The organism is Streptomyces sp. NPDC020362 (assembly GCF_040642095.1).
GTDB lineage: Bacteria > Actinomycetota > Actinomycetes > Streptomycetales > Streptomycetaceae > Streptomyces.
Genome location: NZ_JBFAET010000139.1, coordinates 1 through 23,785, shown reverse-complemented (window position 1 = coordinate 23,785; position 23,785 = coordinate 1). Strand labels below are relative to the sequence as shown.

14 protein-coding genes and 1 pseudogene are annotated in these 23,785 nt (G+C 73.7%); 8 read left to right on the top strand and 7 right to left on the bottom strand.

What is annotated here, in order from left to right; translation table 11 throughout:
• Positions 1-2,562 (bottom strand): CHAT domain-containing protein (locus AB0H32_RS34020; RefSeq protein ID WP_361128798.1); only part of this gene is annotated, 2,562 nt, incomplete at its 3' end.
• A gap of 136 nt (positions 2,563-2,698) precedes the next feature.
• Between AB0H32_RS34020 and AB0H32_RS34015 the strand changes: the two genes are divergently transcribed.
• Genes AB0H32_RS34015 through AB0H32_RS34005 form a run of 3 tightly spaced genes read left to right on the top strand, consistent with a single transcriptional unit; the run spans position 2,699 to position 5,240 of the window.
• Complete coding sequence (locus AB0H32_RS34015; protein ID WP_361128795.1) at positions 2,699-4,123, top strand: S8/S53 family peptidase; 1,425 nt, start codon at positions 2,699-2,701, stop codon at positions 4,121-4,123.
• 59 nt (positions 4,124-4,182) lie between these two features.
• The gene (locus tag AB0H32_RS34010) at positions 4,183-4,758 is read left to right on the top strand and encodes a sigma-70 family RNA polymerase sigma factor (protein WP_361128792.1); all 576 of its coding nucleotides are present in this window, start codon (positions 4,183-4,185) and stop codon (positions 4,756-4,758) included.
• Positions 4,759-4,763: 5 nt separating this feature from the next.
• Positions 4,764-5,240, top strand: coding sequence for a hypothetical protein (locus tag AB0H32_RS34005; protein WP_361128804.1), 477 nt, complete (start codon positions 4,764-4,766; stop codon positions 5,238-5,240).
• A gap of 51 nt (positions 5,241-5,291) precedes the next feature.
• Here the strand turns inward: AB0H32_RS34005 and AB0H32_RS34000 are convergent, their stop codons facing one another.
• The 3 genes from AB0H32_RS34000 to AB0H32_RS33990 form a co-directional block, all read right to left on the bottom strand.
• On the bottom strand, positions 5,292-6,515 hold the full coding sequence (locus AB0H32_RS34000) for a cytochrome P450 (protein WP_361128801.1): 1,224 nt from the start codon (positions 6,513-6,515) through the stop codon (positions 5,292-5,294).
• Between the two features lie 236 nt (positions 6,516-6,751).
• The gene (locus tag AB0H32_RS33995) at positions 6,752-7,543 is read right to left on the bottom strand and encodes an N-formylglutamate amidohydrolase (protein WP_361128789.1); all 792 of its coding nucleotides are present in this window, start codon (positions 7,541-7,543) and stop codon (positions 6,752-6,754) included.
• 321 nt (positions 7,544-7,864) lie between these two features.
• The gene (locus AB0H32_RS33990) at positions 7,865-10,084 is read right to left on the bottom strand and encodes an NADP-dependent isocitrate dehydrogenase (RefSeq protein WP_361128786.1); all 2,220 of its coding nucleotides are present in this window, start codon (positions 10,082-10,084) and stop codon (positions 7,865-7,867) included.
• Between the two features lie 196 nt (positions 10,085-10,280).
• Between AB0H32_RS33990 and AB0H32_RS33985 the strand changes: the two genes are divergently transcribed.
• Positions 10,281-11,837 carry a M1 family metallopeptidase gene (locus AB0H32_RS33985; RefSeq protein WP_361128783.1) on the top strand — a complete coding sequence of 519 codons (1,557 nt, stop codon included), beginning with the start codon at positions 10,281-10,283 and terminating at the stop codon, positions 11,835-11,837.
• A 217-nt stretch (positions 11,838-12,054) separates the two neighbouring features.
• Positions 12,055-15,231, top strand: a complete 3,177-nt coding sequence (locus AB0H32_RS33980) for an amidohydrolase family protein (RefSeq protein ID WP_361128781.1) — start codon at positions 12,055-12,057, stop codon at positions 15,229-15,231.
• A gap of 67 nt (positions 15,232-15,298) precedes the next feature.
• Here AB0H32_RS33980 and AB0H32_RS33975 read toward each other — a convergent pair whose 3' ends face one another.
• The 3 genes from AB0H32_RS33975 to AB0H32_RS33965 form a co-directional block, all read right to left on the bottom strand.
• Complete coding sequence (locus tag AB0H32_RS33975; RefSeq protein ID WP_361128778.1) at positions 15,299-16,390, bottom strand: mechanosensitive ion channel family protein; 1,092 nt, start codon at positions 16,388-16,390, stop codon at positions 15,299-15,301.
• Positions 16,391-16,576: 186 nt separating this feature from the next.
• The gene (locus AB0H32_RS33970; RefSeq protein WP_361128775.1) at positions 16,577-18,109 is read right to left on the bottom strand and encodes an amino acid permease; all 1,533 of its coding nucleotides are present in this window, start codon (positions 18,107-18,109) and stop codon (positions 16,577-16,579) included.
• 38 nt (positions 18,110-18,147) lie between these two features.
• Positions 18,148-19,137, bottom strand: a complete 990-nt coding sequence (locus AB0H32_RS33965) for a hypothetical protein (RefSeq protein ID WP_361128772.1) — start codon at positions 19,135-19,137, stop codon at positions 18,148-18,150.
• A 309-nt stretch (positions 19,138-19,446) separates the two neighbouring features.
• Here AB0H32_RS33965 and AB0H32_RS33960 point away from each other — a divergent pair, with 309 nt between their 5' ends.
• From AB0H32_RS33960 to AB0H32_RS33950, 3 genes and pseudogenes are all read left to right on the top strand, one after another.
• On the top strand, positions 19,447-20,877 hold the full coding sequence (locus tag AB0H32_RS33960; protein ID WP_361128769.1) for an FGGY family carbohydrate kinase: 1,431 nt from the start codon (positions 19,447-19,449) through the stop codon (positions 20,875-20,877).
• Positions 20,874-22,277, top strand: coding sequence for an FAD-dependent oxidoreductase (locus tag AB0H32_RS33955; protein WP_361128766.1), 1,404 nt, complete (start codon positions 20,874-20,876; stop codon positions 22,275-22,277). The genes AB0H32_RS33960 and AB0H32_RS33955 overlap by 4 nt, the downstream gene beginning before the upstream one ends.
• Positions 22,274-23,197 (top strand): annotated as a pseudogene (locus AB0H32_RS33950) (FAD-dependent oxidoreductase); the annotation flags it as partial. The gene AB0H32_RS33955 and the pseudogene AB0H32_RS33950, both read left to right, overlap by 4 nt.
• Between the last annotated feature and the right edge of the window lie 588 nt (positions 23,198-23,785).

Sequence of the window (23,785 nt, the reverse complement as noted above, 5' to 3'; positions counted from 1 at the left end):
GTCGCCGGGCTGGGCGGTGCGGGCGTCGCCCAGGGCCACGGCCAGCGAGAGGCCCGCGTCGAGGCCCTTGTGCAGGGCGAGCATCAGGGGGACCACCGCGGCGTCGTTGACGGGCGCGCTGCTCGCGACCACCCCGGCCGTGCCCAGCGGCAGCAACGCGGTGACCAGGCCGAGGAGTTCGTCGGCGCCGACCGAGGCGAGACGGGCGGTGTCGCAGCTGGAGAGGATGATCCGGTACGGGCTGCTGGCGAGGCGCTCGAAGTCGTGCACGATGAGCGGGCCGTCGGCCATCCGGAGCGCCGAGAACAGCGGGCTGTCCGCACGGAACGTGCCGTGCGCGGCCAGGTGCGCGAGAGCCGCGCCGTCGAGCTCCTCCAGCACGCGGGGCACCTCGGCCGCCTCACCCTCCAGGACGGTCGCCGTGCCGTAGCGGTCGGCCAGTTCTGGCACCTCCGCGCCGCCCGTGGCCAGGCCCGGGCCGCGCACCAGGACGGGCCGGCCACCGGGCGGCGGCTCGGTCTCCCGGGCCCGCAGCCAGCTGCCCGCCGACGGCGACACGCTGAGCACTCGCTCCCGCAGCGCCGGCAGCAGCGCCCACGGCACCCGGTGCAGCGCGCCCGGCGGCACGATCACCACCGGCCCGGACCCCAGGTGGCCGACGGCATCGCCCAGCAGCAGCTCCTGCAGGCGCCGGCCCGCCGCCTCCACCAGCGGCAGCCGCGCCTCGCCTCCCGGATGGGCGAGCCGCCGCAGCCCGGCCTGCACATGCTCCGCCTCGGCCACCGCCTCCGCGAGCGTGCCCCCCGCGAACCGCCGTACCCGGCCCTGCCCGCACAGCAGGATGTGCACCTGGCCGTCCACGACGGCCAGTTCGGCCAGCCGCGCCTCGCCCAGCCGCTCCAGCAGGCGGCCGGCGTCGAAGCGGTCGCCGTAGCCCGGGGTGTCGCCCCGCAGATGGTGGGTGCGGGAGCGGATGTCCCGCTCCAGCCGCCGCTGTTCGCGCTCCAGAGCCGGGACCGGACGGCCCTCCCGGCGCGCCTCCGCGGCCCGGGCCGCGATCTCCCGGTAGGCGGTGAGGCTGCCGACCAGCGCCGGATCGGCCGGCGGCCGGGTGGGCGGCGCGGACAACACGGTCGCCCGCCAGCGCTCGCTCCACTCCAGCAGCCGTCGCGGGCCGCCGTGGGCCAGGCTCGCCTCCTGCGCGAGCGCGGCCAGTTCGGCGCCGTGCGCGGTGGCGCGGGCCCGCAACACGGAGGCGCCGAGCGTCATCCGGTGGTCGTCGAGCACGTCCAGGCCCCGTCGGCAGGCCTTCAGCACGCCCGGCCCGGAACCGGCCGCACGGGCCCGCAGCGCCTGCGCGGCCCAGCCCGTCATGCGGGCCGGCGGGGGACCGCCGTGCCGGCTGCGCGCGGCCACCGCCAGGTGCCGCTCCGCCTCTTCCGTCCGGCCCAGGGCGAGCGCGATCCGGCCCGCCAGCAGCGAAGCCTCCGCCGCGGCGGGCGAGCCGAAGGAGGCCAGCCGCTCGGCGACCGCCGCCGCCTCCGCGACCAGCCGCCCCGACCTGCGCCCCGCCGCCACCCGCGCCTCTGTGAGCACCAGCCGGGCATGCGTCTCCCACCAGGACCGCCGCTGACCCGCGAACAGCCGTACGGCGACGGCGGCGCGGGCGATGGCGGTGCCCGGGTCCCCGGTAGAGCGGGCGGCCCGCGCGGCGGCCAGCAGCAGTTCGGCCTTGCGGGTGGACTGCCCGCCCATCCGGTCCAGCTGCGCGATCGCCGCGTCCGCCTCCGCGAGCGCCTCCGGGGCGAGCCCCGCCACCATCAGCACTTCGCAGCGCCGCACGGACAGCATGAACGTGGGCGTGCCCAGCTTGGCGTAGCGCTCCTCGGCCTCGTCGAGCAGCCGCAGCGCCGCCGGGATGTCACCCGAGCGGAACGCGGCAAGGCCCCGGCTCTCCACCGCGTCCGCCTTGTCGTGTTCCTGGCCGGTGGTCTCCCACAGTCGTTCCGCCGCCGTGAAGTCCGCGTCCGCCCGGTCCACCGCGCCCACCGCCAGATGCACCGTGGCCCGCAGCGTCAGCGCCCGCGCGGTCCAGATGCCGTCGCCGGCCTGCCGCAGCACCGGAAGCGCCCGCCGTACGTCCTCCAGCGCCTCCCGGTGCCGCCCCAGCACCCACCACACATAGGCCCGCCGGTACAGCACCCGTGCCCTGGTGTGTCCGCTGCCCCGCGCGACCCCCCGCTCGAACGCGGCGAGCCCCTGGCGTGTGCGCCCCGCGTGCACCAGTGCGACCCCCAGCGTCGCGAGCACGTCCGCCTCGCGCTCGGCCGAATCGGCCCGCGCGGCCAGGTCCCGGGCCCGGCGCAGATGGCTGAGGGCGATCCTCAGGTCGCCGAAGTCCCGCTGCCAGATGCCGAGTACCTGATGGGCGACGCTGGCGTGCAGCGGCGACGGACGGCTGTGCAGTACCTGCTCCGCGCGTGCCCGGGCCTCGCCCGGGTCGGCGAAGACCATTGGCAGCAATTCGAGAACCGACTCGCGTCCCGCTGTCACTCCTCGCATGGTAGTGGCCTGCGTAAATCCGTCACACGGGTTCTCCGCCGTCTCCTCGGGCTGTACCGGGCGAACCCGCGCGCTGTATCAATCGGTCGTCGGGCGACTCTGACTGACGAACACCGCATCAGGGGGAGGACACACCATGGCACCTCGGCGATTCCACGAACAGTTCCATCACATCCAGGGCGCGATGCCCGACGTCCCGCTGGCCATGGGACCGGACGACTCTGAGGGGTTCCTCTACGAGAAGGGTGTCGTCCTCGCCCGCGACGGTGAGGAGGCCCGCCTGGTCGAGGACACCGTGCGCACCCACTTCACCGACACCCGCGGACTCGTCCCCGACCACGTGGGCCGGACGGGCCCGGACACCAACCGCACCGGCGTCACCCGGATCCGGGTCGGCGACCCCTCCCAGGGCGAGGACGTCGTGCCGCACGCCCTGCGCGCCCTCGCCGAGGCCGAGGGACGCCGGCGCCGCCGGCTGGTCAGCCGCAACCACGTCGTCCACATCGCGGTCAACGCCTGCCCGGGCGACGAGCCGGTGCCCGTGCCGCGCAGCGAGCCGCCCAACCCGGCGGCGGCCGAGGAGACGTACGACCCGGACACCGCCGTCGGCGTCCTCGTCATCGACACCGGTCTCGTGCACGACCACGCGTCCTACCCGTTCCTCGCCCACACCACCGGCGACGCCCAGGTGAACGAGACCGGCGCGGGCGGAGTGCTGCGGCAGTACGTCGGCCACGGCACGTTCATCGCCGGGATCCTCGCCGCCGTCGCGCCCAACACCGACATCACGGTGCGCGGCACACTCAGCGACGCGGGCGCCGTGCTGGAGTCCGAGTTCGGCGCCAGGCTCTTCGAGGCCGTCGACGCGGGCGGCTGGCCGGACATCCTCAGCCTCTCCGCGGGCACCTCCAACGGCTCCGCCGACGGTCTCATCGGCCTCGACGCCTTCATGGAGGAACTGCGCGAACAGGGCACCCTGCTGGTGGCCGCCGCGGGCAACAACGGCAGTGACGCCCCGTTCTGGCCGGCCGCCTACGCCACCCTGCCCGAGTACGAGGACAGCGTGCTGTCGGTCGGCGCGCTGCGCGGGGACGGCGCGTCGGGCGCCTGCTTCAGCAACCACGGCCCCTGGGTGCGCGTCTACGCCCCCGGTGAACGCCTCACCGGCGCCCTCACCGGCTTCGGCACACCCGTGCCGTACGTCTACCAGCACTCCACCTACGACGCCTGCCGGTACGGCTTCGGATACGCCTGCACCTGCCAGTACCCGCGCCACACGGGCGTGTTGAGCGAGGCCGGGGAGAGCACCGGGGCCAAGCCGGACCAGGTGATGTTCGACGGCCTGGTGCAGTGGAGCGGCACCTCCTTCGCCACCCCCGTCGTCGCCGGGCTGGTCGCCGCCCACATGACGGCCCACAAGGAACGCGACCCGCGCGCCGCCCGCGCACAACTGCTCGCCTCCACCACGGACTCCGCCGAGGTGCGCGGGGCGCACGTCCCGGCGCTGCGCCCGTCCACCTGGCGACCGGTTCCGGTCATGATCCCGGAACTGCCCGCATGAGGGCCGGAATCCTCTGCTCCACGGCGTACGATGACGTGCCGTACACGAGGGGTGGAGCCGTGGACCGTACAGAGGTCGGCGCGCTGGTCCGGTCCGCCGTCGACGGCGACGCCGCGGCCTGGAAAGCGCTGGTGGAAGGGCTGAGTCCGCTGGTGTGGTCGGTCGTGCGCGCACACCGGCTCTCCGACGCCGACGCGCACGAGGTCTACCAGACCGTGTGGTTCCGCTTCGCCCAGCACCTGGGCCGCCTCAGGGAACCCGACAAGGCGGGCGCATGGCTGGCCAGTACGGCCCGTCACGAGTGCCTGAAGGTGCTCAAAGGGCTGACGCGGCTCACGCTGACCGACGACCCGGAGGTACTGGACCGGGCCAGTGAGGACCGGACGCCGGAGCAGACGCTGATCGACTCCGAGGAGGCGGCGGTGGAGGCCGAGCGCATCCGCCGGCTCTGGCAGGAGTTCGAGGCACTCGGCGACCGGTGCCGAAAGCTGCTGCGGGTGCTGATGGCCTCGCCACCGCCCAGCTATCTGGAGGTGTCGGCCGCGCTCGGCATCGCGGTCGGCAGCATCGGGCCGCTGCGCCAGCGCTGTCTGCGCCGGTTACGGGCCCGGATGGACGCACGGGGGGCGGCATGAGCGGCATGGACGGCAACGGCATTCCCGACGCGGACTTCGACGCGTCCGGGGTCGACGGCGATCTGCTGGAGGAGGAGCTGCGGCAGGCGGCCGGCGTCCTGGATCCCGTCCCCGTCGAACTGCGTCAACTCGCGCTGGAGGCCTACGCGTTGCACGACCTGGACGCCCGGATCGCCGAGCTGACCTTCGACTCGCTCGTGGACGCGCTGCCGGTCAGGGGAGTGCCGGACGCCCCCCGGATGCTGACCTTCCGCGCGGGCGGGCTGACCGTCGACGTCGAGGTCACCGGCGAGGGGCTGATCGGCCAGGTGCTGCCGCCGCAGTCGGCACGCATCGAGGTGCTGGGCGGCCCGCAGACGGCCCGCGCGGTCAGCGTCGACACCCTGGGCCGCTTCACCAGCGAGGCACCGCCCACCGGACCGTTCGCGCTGCGGCTGCGGGCCGGCGGGGAGGTGATCGTCACGGAGTGGCTGCGGGCATGAATCCGCTCACCGGCGGGCGTACATCGGCCCACCCGGTGGGCGTGCCCTTGCTCACCAGGTGACGGGCAGGGTCCGCGGCCCGCGGATCATCGTCTTGTGCCGCCACCGCACCTGGTCGGCCGGCACCGCAAGGCGCAACGCGGGCAGCCGGTCCAGCAGCGTGTCGATGAGCAGTTCGGTCTGCAGCCGGGCGAGGACGGCACCGGTGCAGTAGTGCGGGCCGTTGCCGAAGGCCAGGTGCGGATTGGGGTCGCGGTCGGGGTGGATGCCGTCCGGGTCGGGGAAGACGTCCGGATCGCGGTTGGCGGCGAGGTAGGAGACGTACACCGGCTCGCCCGCGCGGATCTGATGCCCGGCCAGCTCGACGTCCTCCAGCGCGATCCGGGCGAGCCCCACCGTGCTGCGGTGCGGGATGTGCCGCAGCAACTCGTCCAGGACCGGGCCGCGGGCGTCCGGACGGGCGCGCATCCGGTCCATCAGCTCCGGCCGGGTCAGCAACAGGAACAGCATCTGTCCGCCGTGGTGGGTGACGGCCTCGCCGCCGATCTGCAGCGGACCGGCCAGCCCGACGGCCTCCTCCGGCGCGATCTCACCGCGCGCGACGGCGTTTCCGAGCAGTGCGTACACGTCCTCGCCGGGGCCTTTCGCCCGGCCCCGGACCGTCTCGCCGATCCAGCCGTACAGGCCCTGCTTGGCCCGCTCGGCGGCCTCGTCGCCGCCGGAGGTGGAGATGATCTGCCGGGTCCAGGCGTGCACCCGTTCGCGGTCGGCGGGCGGCACCCCCATCACCTCGCTGACGATCGTGATCGGGAAGGGCTCCAGCACCCGCGCGACCAGATCCGCGGGCGGCCCGTCGCGTACGACCCCGTCCACCAGCTCGTCCAGGATCTCCTGGGCGCGGGGCCGCAGCCGCTTCATCGCGGCGACCGTGAAGGCACCGGCGACCGGCCTGCGCAGCCGGTTGTGGTCGGGCTGGTCGGCCCAGGCCAGCGAGCCCGGGCGGGGCGCGAAGTTCGGGGCGAGCCGGGTCACCCGGCCCCGGGCGACCTCGGCCCGGCTGAACCGCGGATCGTTGGTGACCAGCCTGACGTCCTCGTACCGCGTGGCCAGCCAGGCCCACCCCTCGCCGAACGGCAGCCGGATCCGGGTCAGCGGGCCCTCGCGCATCAGGTCGGCGAGGACCGGGTCGAAGTCCGTCCCGTCCAGGTCGAGCGCGGGCCAGTCCCGCACGGGCGGCGGCTCCTGGCCGGTGACCGGGCCGGGCTCTTCGGTGATGCCTGTCATGACCTCAACCCTGGTACGCGCCCCGCCCGCTGTCCTGCGGGAGTGCTCCAGCCGGAGGCCCGCCGCAGTGCGGTCGCGCGGCCGGGGGACGGCGGGCGGCTCCGGCCGACGGGACCCGTACGGCGTCCGAGCGCGGCTCGGGGTGCGACGGTCCTGTCCCGTTCGGGCGGGCCTGTGCGGCGTCGACCAGGGCGGGCCGGGCCATGAGGCCGTCCTGTCCGGCGGGGCTAGACGGCGTCCACGAGCGCGGCCAGGGCGGCGGCGAGCCGCTCCAGGCCCGGCCCGGCGGGCCCACCCGGCTCGGTCATGTACGTGTCCCGGCGGATCTCCATCATCAGGGCGCTGACCCGCCGCTCCCGCCCGTAGTACTCCAGAGGTACGTAGGTGCCTTTGAACGGGCTGTCCAGCCCCGTCTCCCCGCACCCCGCCAGTGCCTTCCGCGCCGCCCCGGTCAGCTCCGGCGGCGTGTGGAAGGCGTCCGTGCCGAGGCACACGGCCGGGCGCGGCCCCGCCCCGTGCAGCTCGTACGGCAGCGGCTCGGCCGGATGGGAGTGCACATCGATCACGACGGCCCGCCCGGTCGCCGCGAGCCGCCCGGCCACCGCCTCGGTCATTGCCCGCGCGTACGGCCGGAAGTACCGCTCGACCAGCGGCCCGGGATCCGTGTCCGCGGGGCGCAGCTCGGCCCGGTGGGTGGTGCGGGTGTACACGGCCCCCATCCCCACGGCGAGCATCTCCTCCCGCTCGTCCGGAAACCGCTCCGGGTCGACGACCAGCCGCGACTGGCGGTTGACGAACCGCCAGGGGGTGATCCCGGCCAGCTCCGCGGCCCGCTCGGCGATCCGGTCGGTGTGCGCGTCGGTGATGTGGTCCAGTTCCCCCTGCAGCGCCGCGTCGTCGAGGAGGATCCCCTCGCGCACGTCCTGCGGTATCGCCCGCGCGCTGTGCGGCACGTGCAGCAGGACGGGCGACTCGGCGGCGCCGGGCAGAAGTTCGAACGTGGGGCCGGGCTCGGTCACGGGCTGCTCCGGGGGCGTAGTCGGTGGCGTTGCGCAGGATCAAGGTGTCACACCGGCACCGGGCGAGGACGGGCAGGAGCATGCCGGCCGACGATGCCCGGTCCGGGCGAGGACGGGCGGCCGTCGCCCCGGCTGCGCTCAACCGTCCGGCCGAATCAATCAGTTGACGGAGCATCACTGCATGCCGTGTGTCGGCAGCTCCTCGCGGGCTCTGTCACCTCCCGCTCGCATCCGACGGGACATGACTGCGCCCCGTCCGGGCGTACCGGCCGGGGCGCAGTCCTACTCACGGCTGCGGCTCACGTGCCGCAGGCATCCGCGTCAGCTCAGGGACGCGAGGGCCTCGTTCCAGGTGGCCGACGGGCGCATGACCGCGTCCGCCTTGGCCTTCTCCACCTGGTAGTAGCCGCCGATGTCGGCCGCGGAGCCCTGGACGGCGATCAGCTCGTCGACGATCTTCTGCTCGTTCGCCTCGAGGGTCTCGGCGAACGGGGCGAAGGCCTTGGCCAGGTCGGCGTCGTCGGTCTGCTTCGCCAGCTCCTGCGCCCAGTACAGGGACAGGTAGAAGTGGCTGCCGCGGTTGTCGATGCCGCCGACGCGACGGGTCGGGGACTTGTCCTCGTTGAGGAAGGTCGCCGTGGCGCGGTCGAGGGTGTCGGCGAGGACCTTGGCGCGGGTGTTGCCGGTGGCCGTCGCGTACTGCTCGAAGGAGGGGACGAGCGCGAAGAACTCGCCGAGCGAGTCCCAGCGCAGGTAGTTCTCCTTGACCAGCTGCTGGACGTGCTTAGGCGCGGAGCCGCCGGCGCCCGTCTCGAACAGGCCGCCGCCCGCCATCAGCGGGACGACCGACAGCATCTTGGCGCTGGTGCCCAGCTCCAGGATCGGGAACAGGTCGGTCAGGTAGTCGCGCAGGACGTTGCCGGTGACCGAGATCGTGTTCTCGCCGCGGCGGATGCGCTCCACCGACAGCTTGGTGGCCTCGACCGGGGACAGGATCTTGATGTCCAGGCCCTCGGTGTCGTGCTCAGGCAGGTACTGGCGGACCTTGGCGATCAGGTTGGCGTCGTGGGCGCGGCCCTCGTCCAGCCAGAACACGGCCGGGTCGCCGGTGGCGCGGGCGCGGGTGACGGCCAGCTTGACCCAGTCACGGATCGGGGCGTCCTTGGTCTGGCAGGCGCGGAAGATGTCGCCCTGGCCGACCGGCTGCTCGATGAGGACGTTGCCGGCCTCGTCGACCAGGCGGACCGTGCCCGCGGCCGGGATCTCGAAGGTCTTGTCGTGGGAGCCGTACTCCTCGGCCTTCTGCGCCATCAGGCCGACGTTCGGCACCGAGCCCATGGTGGACGGGTCCAGGGCGCCGTTGGCCCGGCAGTCGTCGATGACGGCCTGGTAGACGCCGGCGTAGGAGGAGTCCGGGATGACGGCGAGGGTGTCGGCCTCCTGGCCGTCCGGGCCCCACATGTGGCCGGAGGTGCGGATCATCGCCGGCATGGAGGCGTCGACGATGACGTCCGAGGGGACGTGCAGGTTGGTGATGCCCTTGTCGGAGTCGACCATGGCGAGGGCCGGGCCCTCGGCCAGCTCCGCGTCGAAGGACGCCTTGATCTCGGCGCCCTCGGGCAGGTTCTCCAGGCCCTTGAGGATGCCGCCCAGACCGTCGTTCGGGGAGAGGCCGGCCGCGGCGAGCGTCGCGCCGTACTTCGCGAACGTCTTCGGGAAGAAGACGCGCACCACATGGCCGAAGATGATCGGGTCGGAGACCTTCATCATCGTCGCCTTCAGGTGCACGGAGAACAGGACACCGTCCTGCTTGGCGCGGGCGACCTGCGCGGCGAGGAACTCGTTGAGCTGCGCGGCGTGCATCACCGAGGCGTCGACGACCTCGCCCGCGAGGACCGGTACGGACTCCTTCAGGACGGTGGTGGTGCCGTCCTCGCCGACCAGCTCGATCCGCAGCTTGCCGGCGTCGGAGATCACCACGGACTTCTCGGTGGAGCGGAAGTCGTTCTGCCCCATGGTCGCCACATCGGTCTTGGACTCGGTGGTCCAGGCGCCCATGCGGTGCGGGTGGGTCTTGGCGTAGTTCTTCACCGAGGCGGGGGCGCGGCGGTCGGAGTTGCCCTCACGCAGCACCGGGTTCACGGCGGAACCCTTGACCTTGTCGTAGCGGGCGCGGATGTCGCGCTCCTCGTCGGACTTCGGGTCGTCCGGGTAGTCCGGCAGCGCGTAGCCCTTGCCCTGCAGCTCGGCGACCGCGGCCTTCAGCTGCGGGATGGACGCCGAGATGTTCGGCAGCTTGACGATGTTGGCTGCGGGGGTCTTGGCCAGCTCGCCCAGCTCGGCCAGCGCGTCCGGGATGCGCTGGTCCTCGTTCAGGTACTCCGGGAAGTGGGCGATGATGCGCCCGGCCAGCGAGATGTCGCGCGTCGTGACCGGCACACCGGCCTGCGAGGCGTACGCCTGGATCACCGGCAGGAACGAATGCGTCGCCAGGGCCGGGGCCTCGTCTGTGTAGGTGTAGATGATGGTCGAGTCAGTCACCGGGTGCTCCGCTCCACGTCTGCAACATTGCTCGACATCAAGATATCTCGTGAGCGGGGTCGGCTCGACAGGGGTCCTGGCTCGAAAACGTGCCACACGGGTGCAACCGAATCCCGGGGCTCGTGGTCATGACAAGCGATCGCCCACTCACCGGCGGCCGGACCCGACCAGCCGGGCGCCCGAGCGAAAGCGGACCATGAGATATCGCACCAGAGTGACGGCCCCGGCGGCCGCCCTGATCGGTACGGCGACGGCCCTGGCCGCGGGGGGCACGGCTCCGGCCCTGGCGGCCACCCGCACACGCACGACGGACCCGGACCCGGGCCCGGAGACCCTCGGCGACCCGGTCTTCCCGGCCCTCGGCAACGACGGCTACCGGGTCCATGCCTACCACCTCGACTTCTGCTACGACGCCACGGCCCGGCGTGTGGACGCCGTCGCCACCCTGAGAATCCGCACCACCCGGGCGCTGAGCCGCTTCTCGCTCGACGCGCTCGGCCTGGACATACGGGCCATGGAGGTCGACGGTTGCACGGCCGCCTACGAGCAGGCCGACGAGAAGCTGAGGATCACTCCGGCGCGGGCGCTGGACGCGGACTGCGCCGTCACGGTCCGCGTCGAGTACTCCGCCGACCCGCGCCGCACCCTGGCGCACACGGCCTGGGTGCCCACCCCGGACGGCTTCGCGATCTGCCCCCAGCCCAACTCCGCGCACACCGTCTTCCCGTGCAACGACCACCCCTCGGACAAGGCCGGTTTCAGCTTCCGCATCACCGTCCCGAACGAGCTGCGCGGCGTGGCGAACGGCCTGCTCACCTGCGTCGAGGCCGTGGACGGGGACCGCACGGCGTACTCGTACCGCTCGCTCTCGCCGATCGCCACCGAACTCGTCCAGATCACCGTCGGCGACTACGTGGTCAAGGACCGGCAGGGCCCGCACGGCCTGGCCCTGCGCGACGTCGTCCCGACCGCCCGCGCCGCCGCCCTGGAGCCCGCCCTCTCGCTCACGCCCGGCCTGGTGAGCTGGCTGGAGGACCGCCTGGGCGCCTTCCCGTTCGAGACGTACGGCCTGCTGCCGTGCAACTCCGACGACCCCAACGCCTTCGACTTCACGGGCCTGGAGACCCAGACCCTCACCCTCTACAAGCCGAACTTCCTGCTCCAGGAGGAGCAGAAGATCGGCTCGCACATGATGCACGAGCTGGTCCACTCCTACTTCGGCAACCTGGTCAGCCCCGCCACCTGGGCCGACCTGTGGCTGAACGAGGGCCACGCCGACTTCTACGGGCTGCTGTACCGCTACGAGCGGGGCTGGGCCGACTCGCTGGGCCTGACCACGATGGAGGCCCGGATGAAGGACACCTACGCCCGCGGCGACCAGTGGCGCCACGACTCGGGCCCGGTGGCCGCACCCAATGCCACCGACCTCTTCGACAGCCAGCGCTACCTGGGCGGTGTGCTCGTCCTGTACGCCTTCCGGCAGCTGGTCGGTGAGGATGCCTTCCACGCCGTCGAGCGGACCTTCCTGGAGCGCTTCCGGGGCGCCTCGGCGTCGACGGACGACTACATCGCCGTCGCCTCGCACGTCACCGGCCAGGACCAGTCCGGCTTCCTGCGTGACTGGCTCTACGGCACCAAGACCCCGCGCATGCCGGGCCACCCCGACTGGACGGTGAACCCGGTCGCCTCGTCCCTCGCGGCCCCGCACAGCCGCCGCAGCGGCCACTGGCACGAGAACTCGGCCACGCTCTGACCGGCGGTGGCGGATGACGAACCCGCGAGGGCGCATGCCCTCGACCGGATGATTCCTGATCCCTGATCCCTGATCGTTGGTGCCTGGTGCCTGGTGCCTGGTGCCTGGTGCCTGGTGCCTGATCGCTGATCCGGCCACGTACTGCCCGCCACGTACCGCCCGGCCGCTCGTTGCTCCGGTCGGACCGGGTGTCGCCGTGGGAGGGAAGGGCGCGGACATGGGCTTGGGCTTCGTCAGCCGTCGGGGTTTTCTGGGTGCCTCCGCCGCCGGAGTGGCAGCAGCCGCGTCGCCGGCCGCTGCCGTCACGGCCACCGCTGCCACCGCTGCCGCCACGGCCGGCCGGCGAGCCGCCCGGGCCGGGGAGCAGGTCCTCACCTATCACGAGACGACCGGCGGATCGGTCACCGCCTGCCGCGCCGGCGCGGTGATGGTCGCCGAGGTGCAGGGCGTCCTGTGGCATGTCCCGCCCGGCGGCGGAACGGCGCGGCAGCTGACCCACTGGTCGCTGGAGACGACCCGCCCGGCGCTGTCGCCGAACGGTGAGCGGCTCGCCCTCTGCGGCTACCGCGGGGGCGCCTTCCACCTGTGGTCGATGCGGACGGACGGCGGCGAGCCGCGGCAGCTGACCGACGGGCCGTGGGACGACCGCGGGGCGTCCTGGTCGCCGGACGGGACACGGATCGCGTTCTCGTCGGAGCGCGGTGGCGACGCCGTGACCGGCAGCTCCTTCGGCCTGTGGACCCTGGAGGCGGACAGCGGCCGGCTGGACCGGCTCACCGGCGGTGACTTCGAGGACTTCGACGCGGTGTGGTGGCCGGACGGGCGGTCGCTGGTCTGCGTACGGGCCGCGCACCGGCCGGACGGCGGAAACGACGGCGGCCTCCACCTGGTCCGCGTGCCGGCCGCCGGCGGCCCGGCGGAGGTGCTGCGCACGGTGACGGAGGGCCGCCTGCTGTGCCCGTCCGTCTCCCCGGGCGGGCGGGTCGCCTACCTGCACCTGTCCGGGACGGGCGACTCGTCGTCCCAGCCGCCCACGCGCGCGGCGCTGGTGGTCGACGGGCATGTCGTCACGGCCGACGAGGACCTCGCGGCGGCCCCGCCGTGCTGGCTGGACGAGGACCGGCTGCTGTACGTCGCGGACGGCCGCATCCGCGTCCGCACCCTGGCCGAACCCTCCGTGGCGGACGTGCCGTTCACCGCCCGGACGTCAGTACCCCGGCCCCGTTGGCGGCCCAGGACGCGGACGTTGGGCTCCCCGGCGCCGGACCCGGTGCGCGGCATCCACCTGCCGGCCCTGTCCCCGGACGGGAGGCAGGTGGCGTTCGCCGCGCTGAACGCGCTGTGGCTGCAGCCGGTCGACGGCGCACCGCGCAGACTCCTCCAGGGCGAGCCGGTCCACTACGTCCAGATGCCCGCCTGGGCGCCCGACGGGCGGAGCCTGCTGTACTGCACCGACCGCGACGGTCTGACGGCCGTGCACCGGCTCGGCCTGGAGGACGGCGAGGACCGGCTGCTGGCCGGCGGCGGGCGGCTGCACCCGGCCCTGTCACCGGACGGCTCCCGGCTCGCCTGCCACGACGTCGTGGGAAACCTGTTGCTGCGGGATCTGGCGAGCGGTCAGGAGCGGGTGCTGGCCCGGCCGCTGGCCACCGACGGGCCGCCCGGGGCCCCGACCTGGTCACCGGACGGCCGCTACGTGGCCTTCTGCGACCGCAACCGGCTCAACCAACGCTTCCGCGAGGGCTACCACCTCGTCCGCGTCGTCGACACCCGCACCGGCACCGAGAAGCGCCACCTGCCCGCCGCGCACCAGTCGCTGTCCGACCGGGTCGCCGCCGGACCGGCGTGGTCGCCCGACGGCCGCTGGATGGCGCTGGTCGCCGAGTCGGTCCTGTGGCTGCTGCCCGTCACCGCCGACGGCACGCCCACGGGGCCCGCCCGTCAGCTCACCGACGAGCCGGCCGACCACCCCAGCTGGTCCGGCGACGGACGCACGCTGCTGTACCTGTCCTGCGGTCGGCTGCGCCTGATGTCCCCGGGCTCCACACCCGGCGGCGTGCGCACCCTGGCCGCCGGGCCGTCCGCCCGCCCGAGCACGGGCGCGCGCCGGGAGAAGCTGCGGATCCACGCCGGGCAGCTGTGGGACGGCACCGGTGCCGCTGCCCGCCACGACGTCGACATCCTCATCGGCGGCGACCGCATCACCGCCGTGGAACCGCACCGCACGCGCCGCCCCGGTCACCGCACCGTCGACGTCTCCGGCCGGACCGTCGTCCCCGGCCTGTTCGACAGCCACATCCACCCCTACAACGCCACCTACGGCGCCCGGCAGGGCCTGACCGCGCTCGCCTACGGCATCACCACCACCGTCTGCCTGGGCGGACCGCTGTACGAGGCGGTCCGGCTGCGCGAGTCGGCCGCCACCGGGCACAGCCTGGGCCCCCGTCAGCTCGCCTGCGCCGAACTGATCGACGGCTCCCGCACCGCCTACAGCATGGGCCGGGCCCACCGCACCCACGCCGGCGTCACCCGGACCCTGCAGCGGGCCGCCGCCCTGGACGTCGACTTCGTCAAGACCTATGTCCGTGCCCCCGGCGAGGTCATGGCGCGGGCCGCCGAGGCCGCGCACCGGATGGGCGTGCCCTGCGGCAGCCACCTGTGCTCGCCGGGCCGGGCGGCCGGCCAGGACCTGACGACCCATCTGCAGGCCACCCAGCGTCTGTCCCACGGACATGCCACCACCCCCCTCGGGCACATCCACCAGGACCTGGTCCAGCAGTACGCCGACGGCACCTTCTCCTTGGTCATCACCCCGTTCACCGCACAGGCCCTCCTCGGCGTGGATCCGGGGCTGGCCGACGATCCGCGGGTGAGCCGGCTCATGCCGCCGTGGGACGTGGCAGCCGTCCGCGCACGCTCGCAGGCCGCGCCCACCGCGGCCCAACTCGCCGCCCTGGCCATGGAGATGGCGGACTACCGGCGGCTGACCGAGCAGGGTGCCGCGCTCGCGGTGGGCACCGACGCTCCGCTGGTCCCCGTCGGGCTGTCCCTGCACCTGGCTCTGCGCGCCCTGCACGCCCACGGGTTCACCGTGGCCGAGGCCCTGCACTGCGCCACGTCCGTGCCGGCCCGCCTGTTCGGCCTGGACGGCGACGTCGGCACGGTCCAGGAGGGCAGGATCGCCGATCTGACCGTGGTGAACGGTGATCCGTTCACCGATGTCGCCACGCTCGTCGACACCCCCTTGGTGGTGTGCGCCGGCGTCGTGCACCGGCAGAGCGATCTGACCGCCGTGCACCGGGGCCGCGACCACCCCTCACCCCGGGACACCACCTGGCTCGATGTCGCCCACGGCCTGCGGCGCGGCTCGTGCTGCGACACCGGCGACCGCTGACCGGCGGGGCGGATCGTGCCGCGACCCGGCGACGGCCGACCGGTGGGGCGAGGGGGCCGACGGCGCGCTAGTCGGTCATCGCCGAGCCCGACGGCACGTCCTCGCCGCTGCGCTGCTGCGGGATCACCAGCGCGCCCTGCTGCAGGGCCACCGTCCTGGTCGGGGCCGGGATGCGGATGCCCTCCTCGCGGTAGCGGCGGTGCAGGCGCTTGATGAACTCGTGCTTGATCCGGTACTGGTCGCTGAACTCGCCGACACCGAGGATCACGGTGAAGCCGATGCGCGAGTCCCCGAAGGTGTGGAAGCGGATGGCGGGCTCGTGCTCCGGGAGGGCGCCGGTGATCTCGGTCATGGTCTCGGCGATGACCTCGGTCGTGACGCGTTCGACGTGGTCCAGGTCGCTGTCGTAGCTCACGCCCACCTGCACCAGGATCGTCAACCGCTGCTCGGGTCGCGTGAAGTTGGTCATGTTGGTCTTGGCGAGCTGGCCGTTGGGGACGACCACCAGGTTGTTGGACAGCTGGCGAACGGTCGTCTGACGCCAGTTGATGTCCACGACATAGCCCTCCTCACCGCTGCTCAGCCGGATGTAGTCGCCCGGCTGGACGGTCTTGGAGGCGAGGATGTGGACGCCCGCGAACAGGTTGGCGAGCGTGTCCTGGAGGGCGAGGGCGACCGCCAGACCGCCGACGCCGAGGGCGGTGAGCAGCGGGGCTATGGAGATGCCGAGCGTCTGCAGCACCACCAGGAAGCCGATCGCCAGGACCAGCACCCGGGTGATGTTGACGAAGATGGTGGCCGAACCCGCGACGCCCGAGCGGCTCTGGGTGACCGTGCGGACCAGGCCCGCGATCACCCGGGCCGCGGACAGGGTCACCACGAAGATCAGCCACACCTGGAGGATCTGGTTGACGTGGTGCTGGACGGTCCTGGTCAGCGGCAGCACTGCGGCCGCCGACGCCACGCCGCCCGCGATCGCCGCCCACGGGACGACGGAGCGCAGCGTGTCCACGATGACGTCGTCACCGCTCCACTTGGTCCGCTTGGCGTGCTTGGCGAGCCAGCGCAGCAGCATGCGGGACAGGAAGGCCAGTAGCAGGCCCGCGGCCAGGGCGATGCCGGCGAGGACGAGGTCGTCCAGGGTCAGCGCGCGGTTCACCGGTCACCTCCGGGGTGCAAAACTGCTGCGGAGAGCCTGCTGTGAAGTCTCGTCACGTTGTCACCTGCTCGATGTCCGGAATGTGCGTTCGCGCCGCCGACCGGGTACCCGACGTCGGCGCGAACGTTCATCCTGCCGTATCCGGAACGCCAGTTCGCACCCGGACCGGCGCCGCGGACGAGCTGTTCAGACGATGCCCTCCGCGAGTTCGGTCTGGTCGCGGTCGTCGCCGTAGGCGGCGGTGGTGGGCGTGCCGTACGCGCGGCGGGCCACGTACCACCAGACGCTGGCCAGGACCAGGACGGCGACGAGCGCCACGGCCGCGTAGTTCATCGTGTCGACGGTGACGGGCGAGGACTGCGGCAGGCAGAACAGCACCGTCACGCAGGTCACCCAGATCACCGCGATCCAGCCGACCGGCCTGCTCCACCGGCCCAGGTGCCAGGGGCCCGGCCGGAAACGGTCGCCCGCGCGCAGCCGCAGCAGCACGGGGATGGCGTAGGCGGGCGTGATGCCGATGACGTTGATGGCGGTGACCGCGCCGTACGCCGTCGCCGAGTACAGGGACGGCAGGGCGAGGACACCCGCCACGATCACCGAGAGCCAGACCGCGGCGACCGGGGTCTGGGTGCGGCTGCTGACCTTGCGCCACAGGTGCGAGCCGGGCAGGGCGCCGTCCCGGCTGAACGCGAACACCATGCGACTGGCCGCGGCCACCTCGGCGTTCCCGCAGAACAGCTGGGCGACGATCACGACGAACAGCAGGGCGCTGGCCCCGTCGGTGCCGAGGCCGTCGAGCAGGATCTGCGCGGGCGGCACACCGGTGCCGGTGTTGCGCGTGGCGGTGTAGTCCTGGATGGCGAAGGTCAGACCGGCGAGGAGCACGAAGCCCGCGATCCACGACACCCAGATGGACCGTACGATGCCGCGCGCCGCGGACACCGAGGCGTTGGAGGTCTCCTCGGAGAGGTGGGCGGAGGCGTCGTAGCCGGAGAACGTGTACTGGGCGAGCAGCAGGCCGATCGCCGCCACGTAGAGCGGATTGGACCAGCCCGTGTCGTTGACGAACTTGGTGAAGACGAAGGACGGAGACTGGTGGTGGTCCGGGATGACCGCCAGTGCCCCGACGATGACGGCGACACCGGCCAGGTGCCACCACACGCTGTACGCATTGAGCAGGCTGACCAGACGGACGCCGAACAGGTTCAGCAGCGCGTGCACCAGCAGGATGGCGCAGAAGATCAGCATCGTCTTGCCGGGGGTCGGTTCGAATCCCCACCGGAGATTGGCGAAGGCACCCGTGAACAGGGCGGCGCCGTAGTCGATGCCGGCGATCGCGCCGAGCAGACCGAGCAGATTCAGCCAGCCCGTGTACCAGCCCCAGCGCCGGCCGCCGAGCCGGTCGGCCATGTAGTACAGGGCGCCGGAGGTCGGATAGGCGCTGGTGACCTCGGCGAGCGCGAGGCCCACGCACAGCACGAACAGGCCGACGCCCGCCCAGCCCCACAGCATCACGGCGGGTCCGCCGGTGGCCAGGCCGAAGCCGTAGAGGGTCATGCAGCCGGACAGGACCGAGATCACCGAGAAGCTGATCGCGAAGTTGCCGAAGCCGTCCATGCGACGAGCCAGCACCGGGCGGTAGCCCAGCTCGCGCAACCGCTGCTCCTCGTCGTGCAGCGGCCTGGTGGGGGAGTGCGACGGATCTGGAGCGGGGGACATGCGGGAAACCTCCTGGGGGTGACGAAGGGAGAGGGGCGTCAGGGGTGGATGCCGGGGTCCTCGACGGCGCGGCAGCGGTCCCTGGCCTGCAGGAAGACCTCGACGGCGCGGGTCCGGTCCGGGGTTCGGTACATCCAGGGCGGGGGAGTGACGTACGGCCCGATCGCGTCGAACACCCGGGCCGCCTCCGGGAACCGGAGGGCACCCCACAGGGCGTGCGCCAGGTGGTTGAGGTCCAGCAGGGAGTGCTCGGTCCGGGGGGCACGGTCGAACCAGGAGTGCAGCGCCCGCTGTGCCTCCCTGGCCGCGTCCTCGGCGACCCAGTGCAGGTCGAGCGCCACGTCGTGTCCGCTGCCGCGCCGGTAACGCTCGACCCGTACGTACAACGGCAGCAGGTGCAGCGCGGAGGCGGGGGGCGCCGACGCGGCGGCCCACTGGGCGTAGCCCGCGGCCTCGGCGAGCCGGTCCGAGGAGGCGATCGCGTACAGGAACTGGAGCATGCGGTGGTGGGCCTCGCGGTTGTGCGGGTCGCGCCGGCAGGCCTCGGCCAGCAGTCCCCACGGGCCCGGCGGCAGCATGGCCTCGGGCGGCGCCGCCCGGTGCTCCTCCCAGCGCTGCTCGGGATCGAGCTGGGCCAGCGCCAGCAGACACACCCAGGGCACGGGGTCCTGCGGGGCAGCCTCGGCGGCGGACTGGGCGGCGTCCCACGCCTCGATCCACAACTCGTGTGTGCGGCGGTGTCGTTCGCGCCGCGCCCGCAGAGCCCGCTCCACGCCGACGCGGGCGTGCATCACCGCGGCGGGCACGCTGTCCGGCTCCTCGGCGCGCCAGGCCCGCACCACGTCGGTACCGGCCGCCGCGGCCGCGAGGACCTGGGTGCGCTGGGTCCACTGCCACCAGCCGGAGGTGTCCGCGAGCAGGGTGCGCATCGCCATCCAGCGGCCGGTACGCAGATCCTGCAGCGCGGTGCGCAGGGCGCTGTCGCGACCGGCGGGGTCGTAGGACGGACGGGGTCCTCCTCTGGCCATCAGCCGCCCGCTCCGGTCCGCGAGCGGACGGGCAGGGTGGCGCGGTGAGGTAACAACAGCCCTCCTCTGGGCCTTGACCGAGGGGTCTCGTGGGGATCGGCGGTCACTATAGGGGTGCGGGTCGGGCCCGGCCATTGTTGTCAACTCAACTGTCCACATGGACAGTTGAATCCTTGGCGACCTGTGGTTGAGCAGTCGGCGGGCGGACGGGCGGACAGCCGGCGGCGGTGCTTGACTCCGGTCACGGGCCGACGGCAGGCTGTGCGCGGTGATCTTCCAACGGGTCGGACGCGTGGGCGGGAGGGTGCGATGACGGGGCCGGTGCTCGCCGTCGACCAGGGCACCTCCGGCACCAAGGCCCTGGTGGTCTGTCCCGAACGCGGCGTCCTCGGCACCGGGTTCGCCGCGGTACGGCCCCGCCACCTGCCCGGCGGGCGGGTCGAGGTCGACCCGTCCGAGCTGTACGCCTCGGTCCTGGACGCCGGCGGGCGCGCTCTCGCCGAGGCCGGCGAGGACGTCGTGGCGATGGGCCTGGCCAACCAGGGCGAGACCGTCCTCGCCTGGGACCCGGACAGCGGCCGCCCGCTCACCGACGCGCTCGTCTGGCAGGACCGGCGCGCCGAGACCGTGTGCGCCGGACTCGCCCCGCACGCCGAGGAGCTGCGGCGGCTGACCGGACTGCCCCTGGACCCGTACTTCGCGGCACCCAAGATGGCCTGGATCCGCCGTCACCTCACCCCCGAGGGTGTCGTCACCACCTCCGACGCCTGGCTGGTCCACCGTCTCACCGGCGCCTTCGTCACCGACGCGGCCACCGCCGGCCGTACCCAGCTCCTCGACCTCGACCGCGCGCAGTGGTCGCCGTGGGCGCTCACGACGTACGGGCTGTCAGGCGAACGGCTCCCGCAGGTGGTCTCCAACGCCCAACCGGTCGGCACCACCACGGCGTTCGGCCCGGCCATCCCGCTCACGGGACTCGCGGTCGACCAGCAGGCCGCCCTGCTCGCCCAGCGCATCACCGGGCCCGGCGGCGCCAAGTGCACCTACGGCACGGGCGCGTTCCTGCTCGCCCACACCGGCGGCACACCCCGGCGCGGCACCTCCGGCCTGGTCAGCTGCGTCGCCTGGCAGCTCGCCGAGGACACCGGCTACTGCCTCGACGGGCAGGTCTACACCGCCGCCTCCGCCGTACGCTGGCTCACCGACCTCGGCGTCATCTCCTCGGCCGCCGACCTCGACCCGGTCGGCGGCTCCGTGCCCGACAGCGGCGGGGTCACCTTCGTCCCCGCCCTCGCCGGGCTCGCCGCCCCCTGGTGGCGCGGCGACGTACGCGGCTCCCTGACCGGGCTCGGCCTCGACACCGGACCGGGACACGTGGTGCGGGCCCTGTGCGAGGGCCTCGCGGCCCAGGTGGTGGAGCTGGCCCAGGCGGCCGCGTCCGACCTCGGCACCCCGCTCGACGCGCTGCGCGTCGACGGCGGCCTGACCCGCTCCGCGCTCCTCATGCAGACCCAGGCCGACCTGCTGCAATGCCCCGTCGAGGTCTCCGCGCTGCCCGACGCCACGGCCCTGGGCGCCGCCGCCCTGGCCCGGCTCGGCGCGGACCGCGCGCTGAGCGTCGAGGACGCCCTGCCCGACTGGAAGCCCGCCGCCGTGTACGAACCCCGTATCCCGGCCGACCAGGCCGCCGAGCGCCTCGCGCGCTTCCGTACCGCGGTTGCCGCGCTGCTGGGCTCATGACGGTCACCGCCGAGGGGCCGGTACCCGCGCAGCCCTACGACGTGACGGTCGTGGGCGCCGGAGTCGTCGGCTGTGCCGTCGCCCGGGAACTCGCCCGCCACCCCCGTCTGCGCGTCGCCCTGATCGAGGCCCAGGACGACGTCGGCCAGGGCACCTCCAAGGCCAACACCGCGATCCTGCACACCGGTTTCGACGCGACCCCGGGCTCCCTCGAGGCCCGGCTGGTCCGTGAGGGCTCCCGGCGGCTCGCCGCGTACGCCGCCGAGTCCGGCATCCCCGTCGAAGAGGTCGGCGCCCTGCTCGTCGCCTGGGACGAGGACCAGCTGGCCGCCCTGCCGCGCTTGGCGGAGAAGGCCGGGCGCAACGACTGCCCGGACACCCGGCTCCTCGGCCCCGGCGAGCTGTACGCCCGTGAGCCGCACCTCGGCCCCGGAGCACTCGGCGCCCTCCACGTGCCCGGCGAGAGCATCATCTGCCCCTGGACGACGACCCTGGCGTACGCCACCCAGGCGGTCCGTGCGGGCGTCGACCTGCACCTGAACACCCGGGTGCAGGGCATCGGGCGAGGCGCGGACGGCCACCGGCTGACCACCACCCGGGGCACCCTGCACACCCGCCACCTGGTCAACGCGGCAGGCCTGCACGCCGACACCGTGGACCGCGAGCTCGGCCACGAGGACTTCACGGTCACCCCGCGCCGTGGCCAGCTCCTCGTCCACGACAAGTTCGCCCGCCGCCTCGTGAGGCACATCCTCCTCCCCGTCCCGACCGCCCTCGGCAAGGGCGTCCTGGTCGCCCCCACCGTCTACGGCAACGTCCTGCTCGGCCCCACCGCCGAGGACCTGGACGACAAGTGCGCCACCGGATCCACCGCCGAGGGCATCGCCCTGCTGCGGGAGAAGGGCCGCCGCATCCTGCCCGCCCTGCTGGACGAGGAGGTCACCGCCGTCTACGCCGGGCTGCGCGCGGCCACCGAGCACGAGGACTACCGCATCACCGCACACCCCGGGCAGGGGTACGTCACCGTCGGCGGCATCCGCTCCACCGGTCTGACCGCGTCCATGGCCATCGCCGCACACGTGGTGGGCCTGCTGGCCGGCACCGGACTCGACCTCGGACCGACCCGGGAGCCGGACACCGTGTGCATGCCCAACCTCTCGGAGGCCTTCCCGCGCCCCTACCAGCGACCCGAACTCATCGCCGCCGACCCGGAGTACGGCACCCTCGTCTGCCACTGCGAGCGCGTCTCCCGCGGCGAGATCCGCGACGCCCTCGCCGCCGTGATCCCGCCGCACACCTTGGACGGCCTGCGCCGCCGCACCCGGGCCCGGGGCGGCCGCTGCCAGGGGTTCTTCTGCGGGGCGGCGGTACGCCGGCTGTTCGAGGAGGCCCGCCCATGACGGCCGGACCCGCCGTACGACGGGTCGACGTCCTCGTCGTCGGCGCCGGTCCCGCCGGACTCGCGGCCGCGGCGCGCCTGGCCGCCGCGGGTGCCGGCCGGGTCGAGGTGCTGGAGCGGGAGGCACAGCCCGGGGGAGTGCCACGGCACTGCGCACACGGCGGCTTCGGCACCTGGCTGCACCCGCTGACCGGCCCCGGGTACGCGGGGCTGCTCGCCGAGGGCGCCACACGCACCGGGGCCGTGCTGCGGACCGGCATGACGGTCCTGGACTGGGCGGGCCCGCGCACGCTCACGGCGGTCGGTCCGCAGGGCCCGGAGACGATCGACGCGAGGGCCGTCGTCCTGGCCACCGGCTCCCGCGAACGTCCCCGCGCGGCCCGCCTGGTGCCCGGCACCCGGCCGGCCGGTGTCTACACCACCGGCGAACTCCAGCAGGCGGTAAACCTGTTCGGGCTGCCCATCGGCACCCGGGCGGTGGTGGTCGGAGCGGAGAGCGTCTCGTACGCGGCGTCCGGCACCCTGCGCACGGCCGGGGTGGCGGTCGCCGCCCTGGTCACCGAGGACGACCGTGCCCGGGTCCCGCGTCTGCGTGCTCAGTCGGCACGCCTCGGCCACCGCATCCCGCTCCTCACCGGCACCGCGGTCACCGAACTCCTCGGCCACGGCCGCCTGTCCGGCGTCCGCGTCCGCCGCCGCGACGGACGCACCGCCGTCCTGTCCTGCGACACGATCGTCTTCACCGGCGACTTCGTCCCCGACAACGAACTCGCCCGCCGGGCCGGCATCACGCTGGACACGAGCCCGCACACCTCGCGTCCGGGCGTCTTCGCGGCGGGCGCCGTGCTGCGCCCCGGACAGCGCGCCAGGGCGGCGACGTGGAACGGGGCGGAGGCGGGCGGTGCGGTGCTGGAGTGGCTGACGGAGGGGGAGTGGCCGAGCCGCACCGGCGCGTGAGCCTTCCCGGCCGCACCCTGTCGGGCAGCCCCGGCCCGGAGGCACCCGGCTCGGAGGCAATCGGCGGTCTCGGCCGTACCCGGCTCGGAGACACTCGGCGGTCCCGGCCGCAGCCTGTCCGGCGGTGTCCGCCCGAGCAGGTCTCGGCCGCACCTTGCCGGCAGCAGCCGACGGTCGCGGTCTCGGCCGCACTCTGTCGGGCAGCGACTCTGTCGGGCGGTGTCCGGCCCTTCCGCGGGTCTCGGCCGGACTCTGTCGGGCGGCGCCCGGCCCTCCGCGGGTCTCGGCTGCCCCCTGCTCGGCGGCTTCAGACGGTCGCGGACTCGGCGGCACCCGGTGGCAGCTGGCGGCACCCGGCGGTCTCGGTCGGCCCCCTGCTTGGCGGCTCCAGGCGGTCGCGGACTCGGCGGCACCCGGTGGCAGCTGGCGGCACCCGGCGGTCTCGGTCGGCCCCCTGCTTGGCGGCTCCAGACGGTCGCGGACTCGGCGGCACCCGGTGGCAGCTGGCGGGAACGGTAGGACGCGGTGGGGCCCCAGCGAGGCAGGTGCAGG

Excerpts from the sequence above, each read along its gene's own strand:
- AB0H32_RS33970 (WP_361128775.1), bottom strand. The coding sequence starts at position 18,109 with ATGTCCCCCGCTCCAGATCCGTCGCACTCCCCCACCAGGCCGCTGCAC.
- AB0H32_RS33985 (WP_361128783.1), top strand. The coding sequence starts at position 10,281 with ATGAGATATCGCACCAGAGTGACGGCCCCGGCGGCCGCCCTGATCGGT.
- AB0H32_RS33960 (WP_361128769.1), top strand. The coding sequence starts at position 19,447 with ATGACGGGGCCGGTGCTCGCCGTCGACCAGGGCACCTCCGGCACCAAG.
- AB0H32_RS34015 (WP_361128795.1), top strand. The coding sequence starts at position 2,699 with ATGGCACCTCGGCGATTCCACGAACAGTTCCATCACATCCAGGGCGCG.
- AB0H32_RS34005 (WP_361128804.1), top strand. The coding sequence starts at position 4,764 with ATGGACGGCAACGGCATTCCCGACGCGGACTTCGACGCGTCCGGGGTC.
- AB0H32_RS33965 (WP_361128772.1), bottom strand. The coding sequence starts at position 19,137 with ATGGCCAGAGGAGGACCCCGTCCGTCCTACGACCCCGCCGGTCGCGAC.
- AB0H32_RS33955 (WP_361128766.1), top strand. The coding sequence starts at position 20,874 with ATGACGGTCACCGCCGAGGGGCCGGTACCCGCGCAGCCCTACGACGTG.
- AB0H32_RS33980 (WP_361128781.1), top strand. The coding sequence starts at position 12,055 with ATGGGCTTGGGCTTCGTCAGCCGTCGGGGTTTTCTGGGTGCCTCCGCC.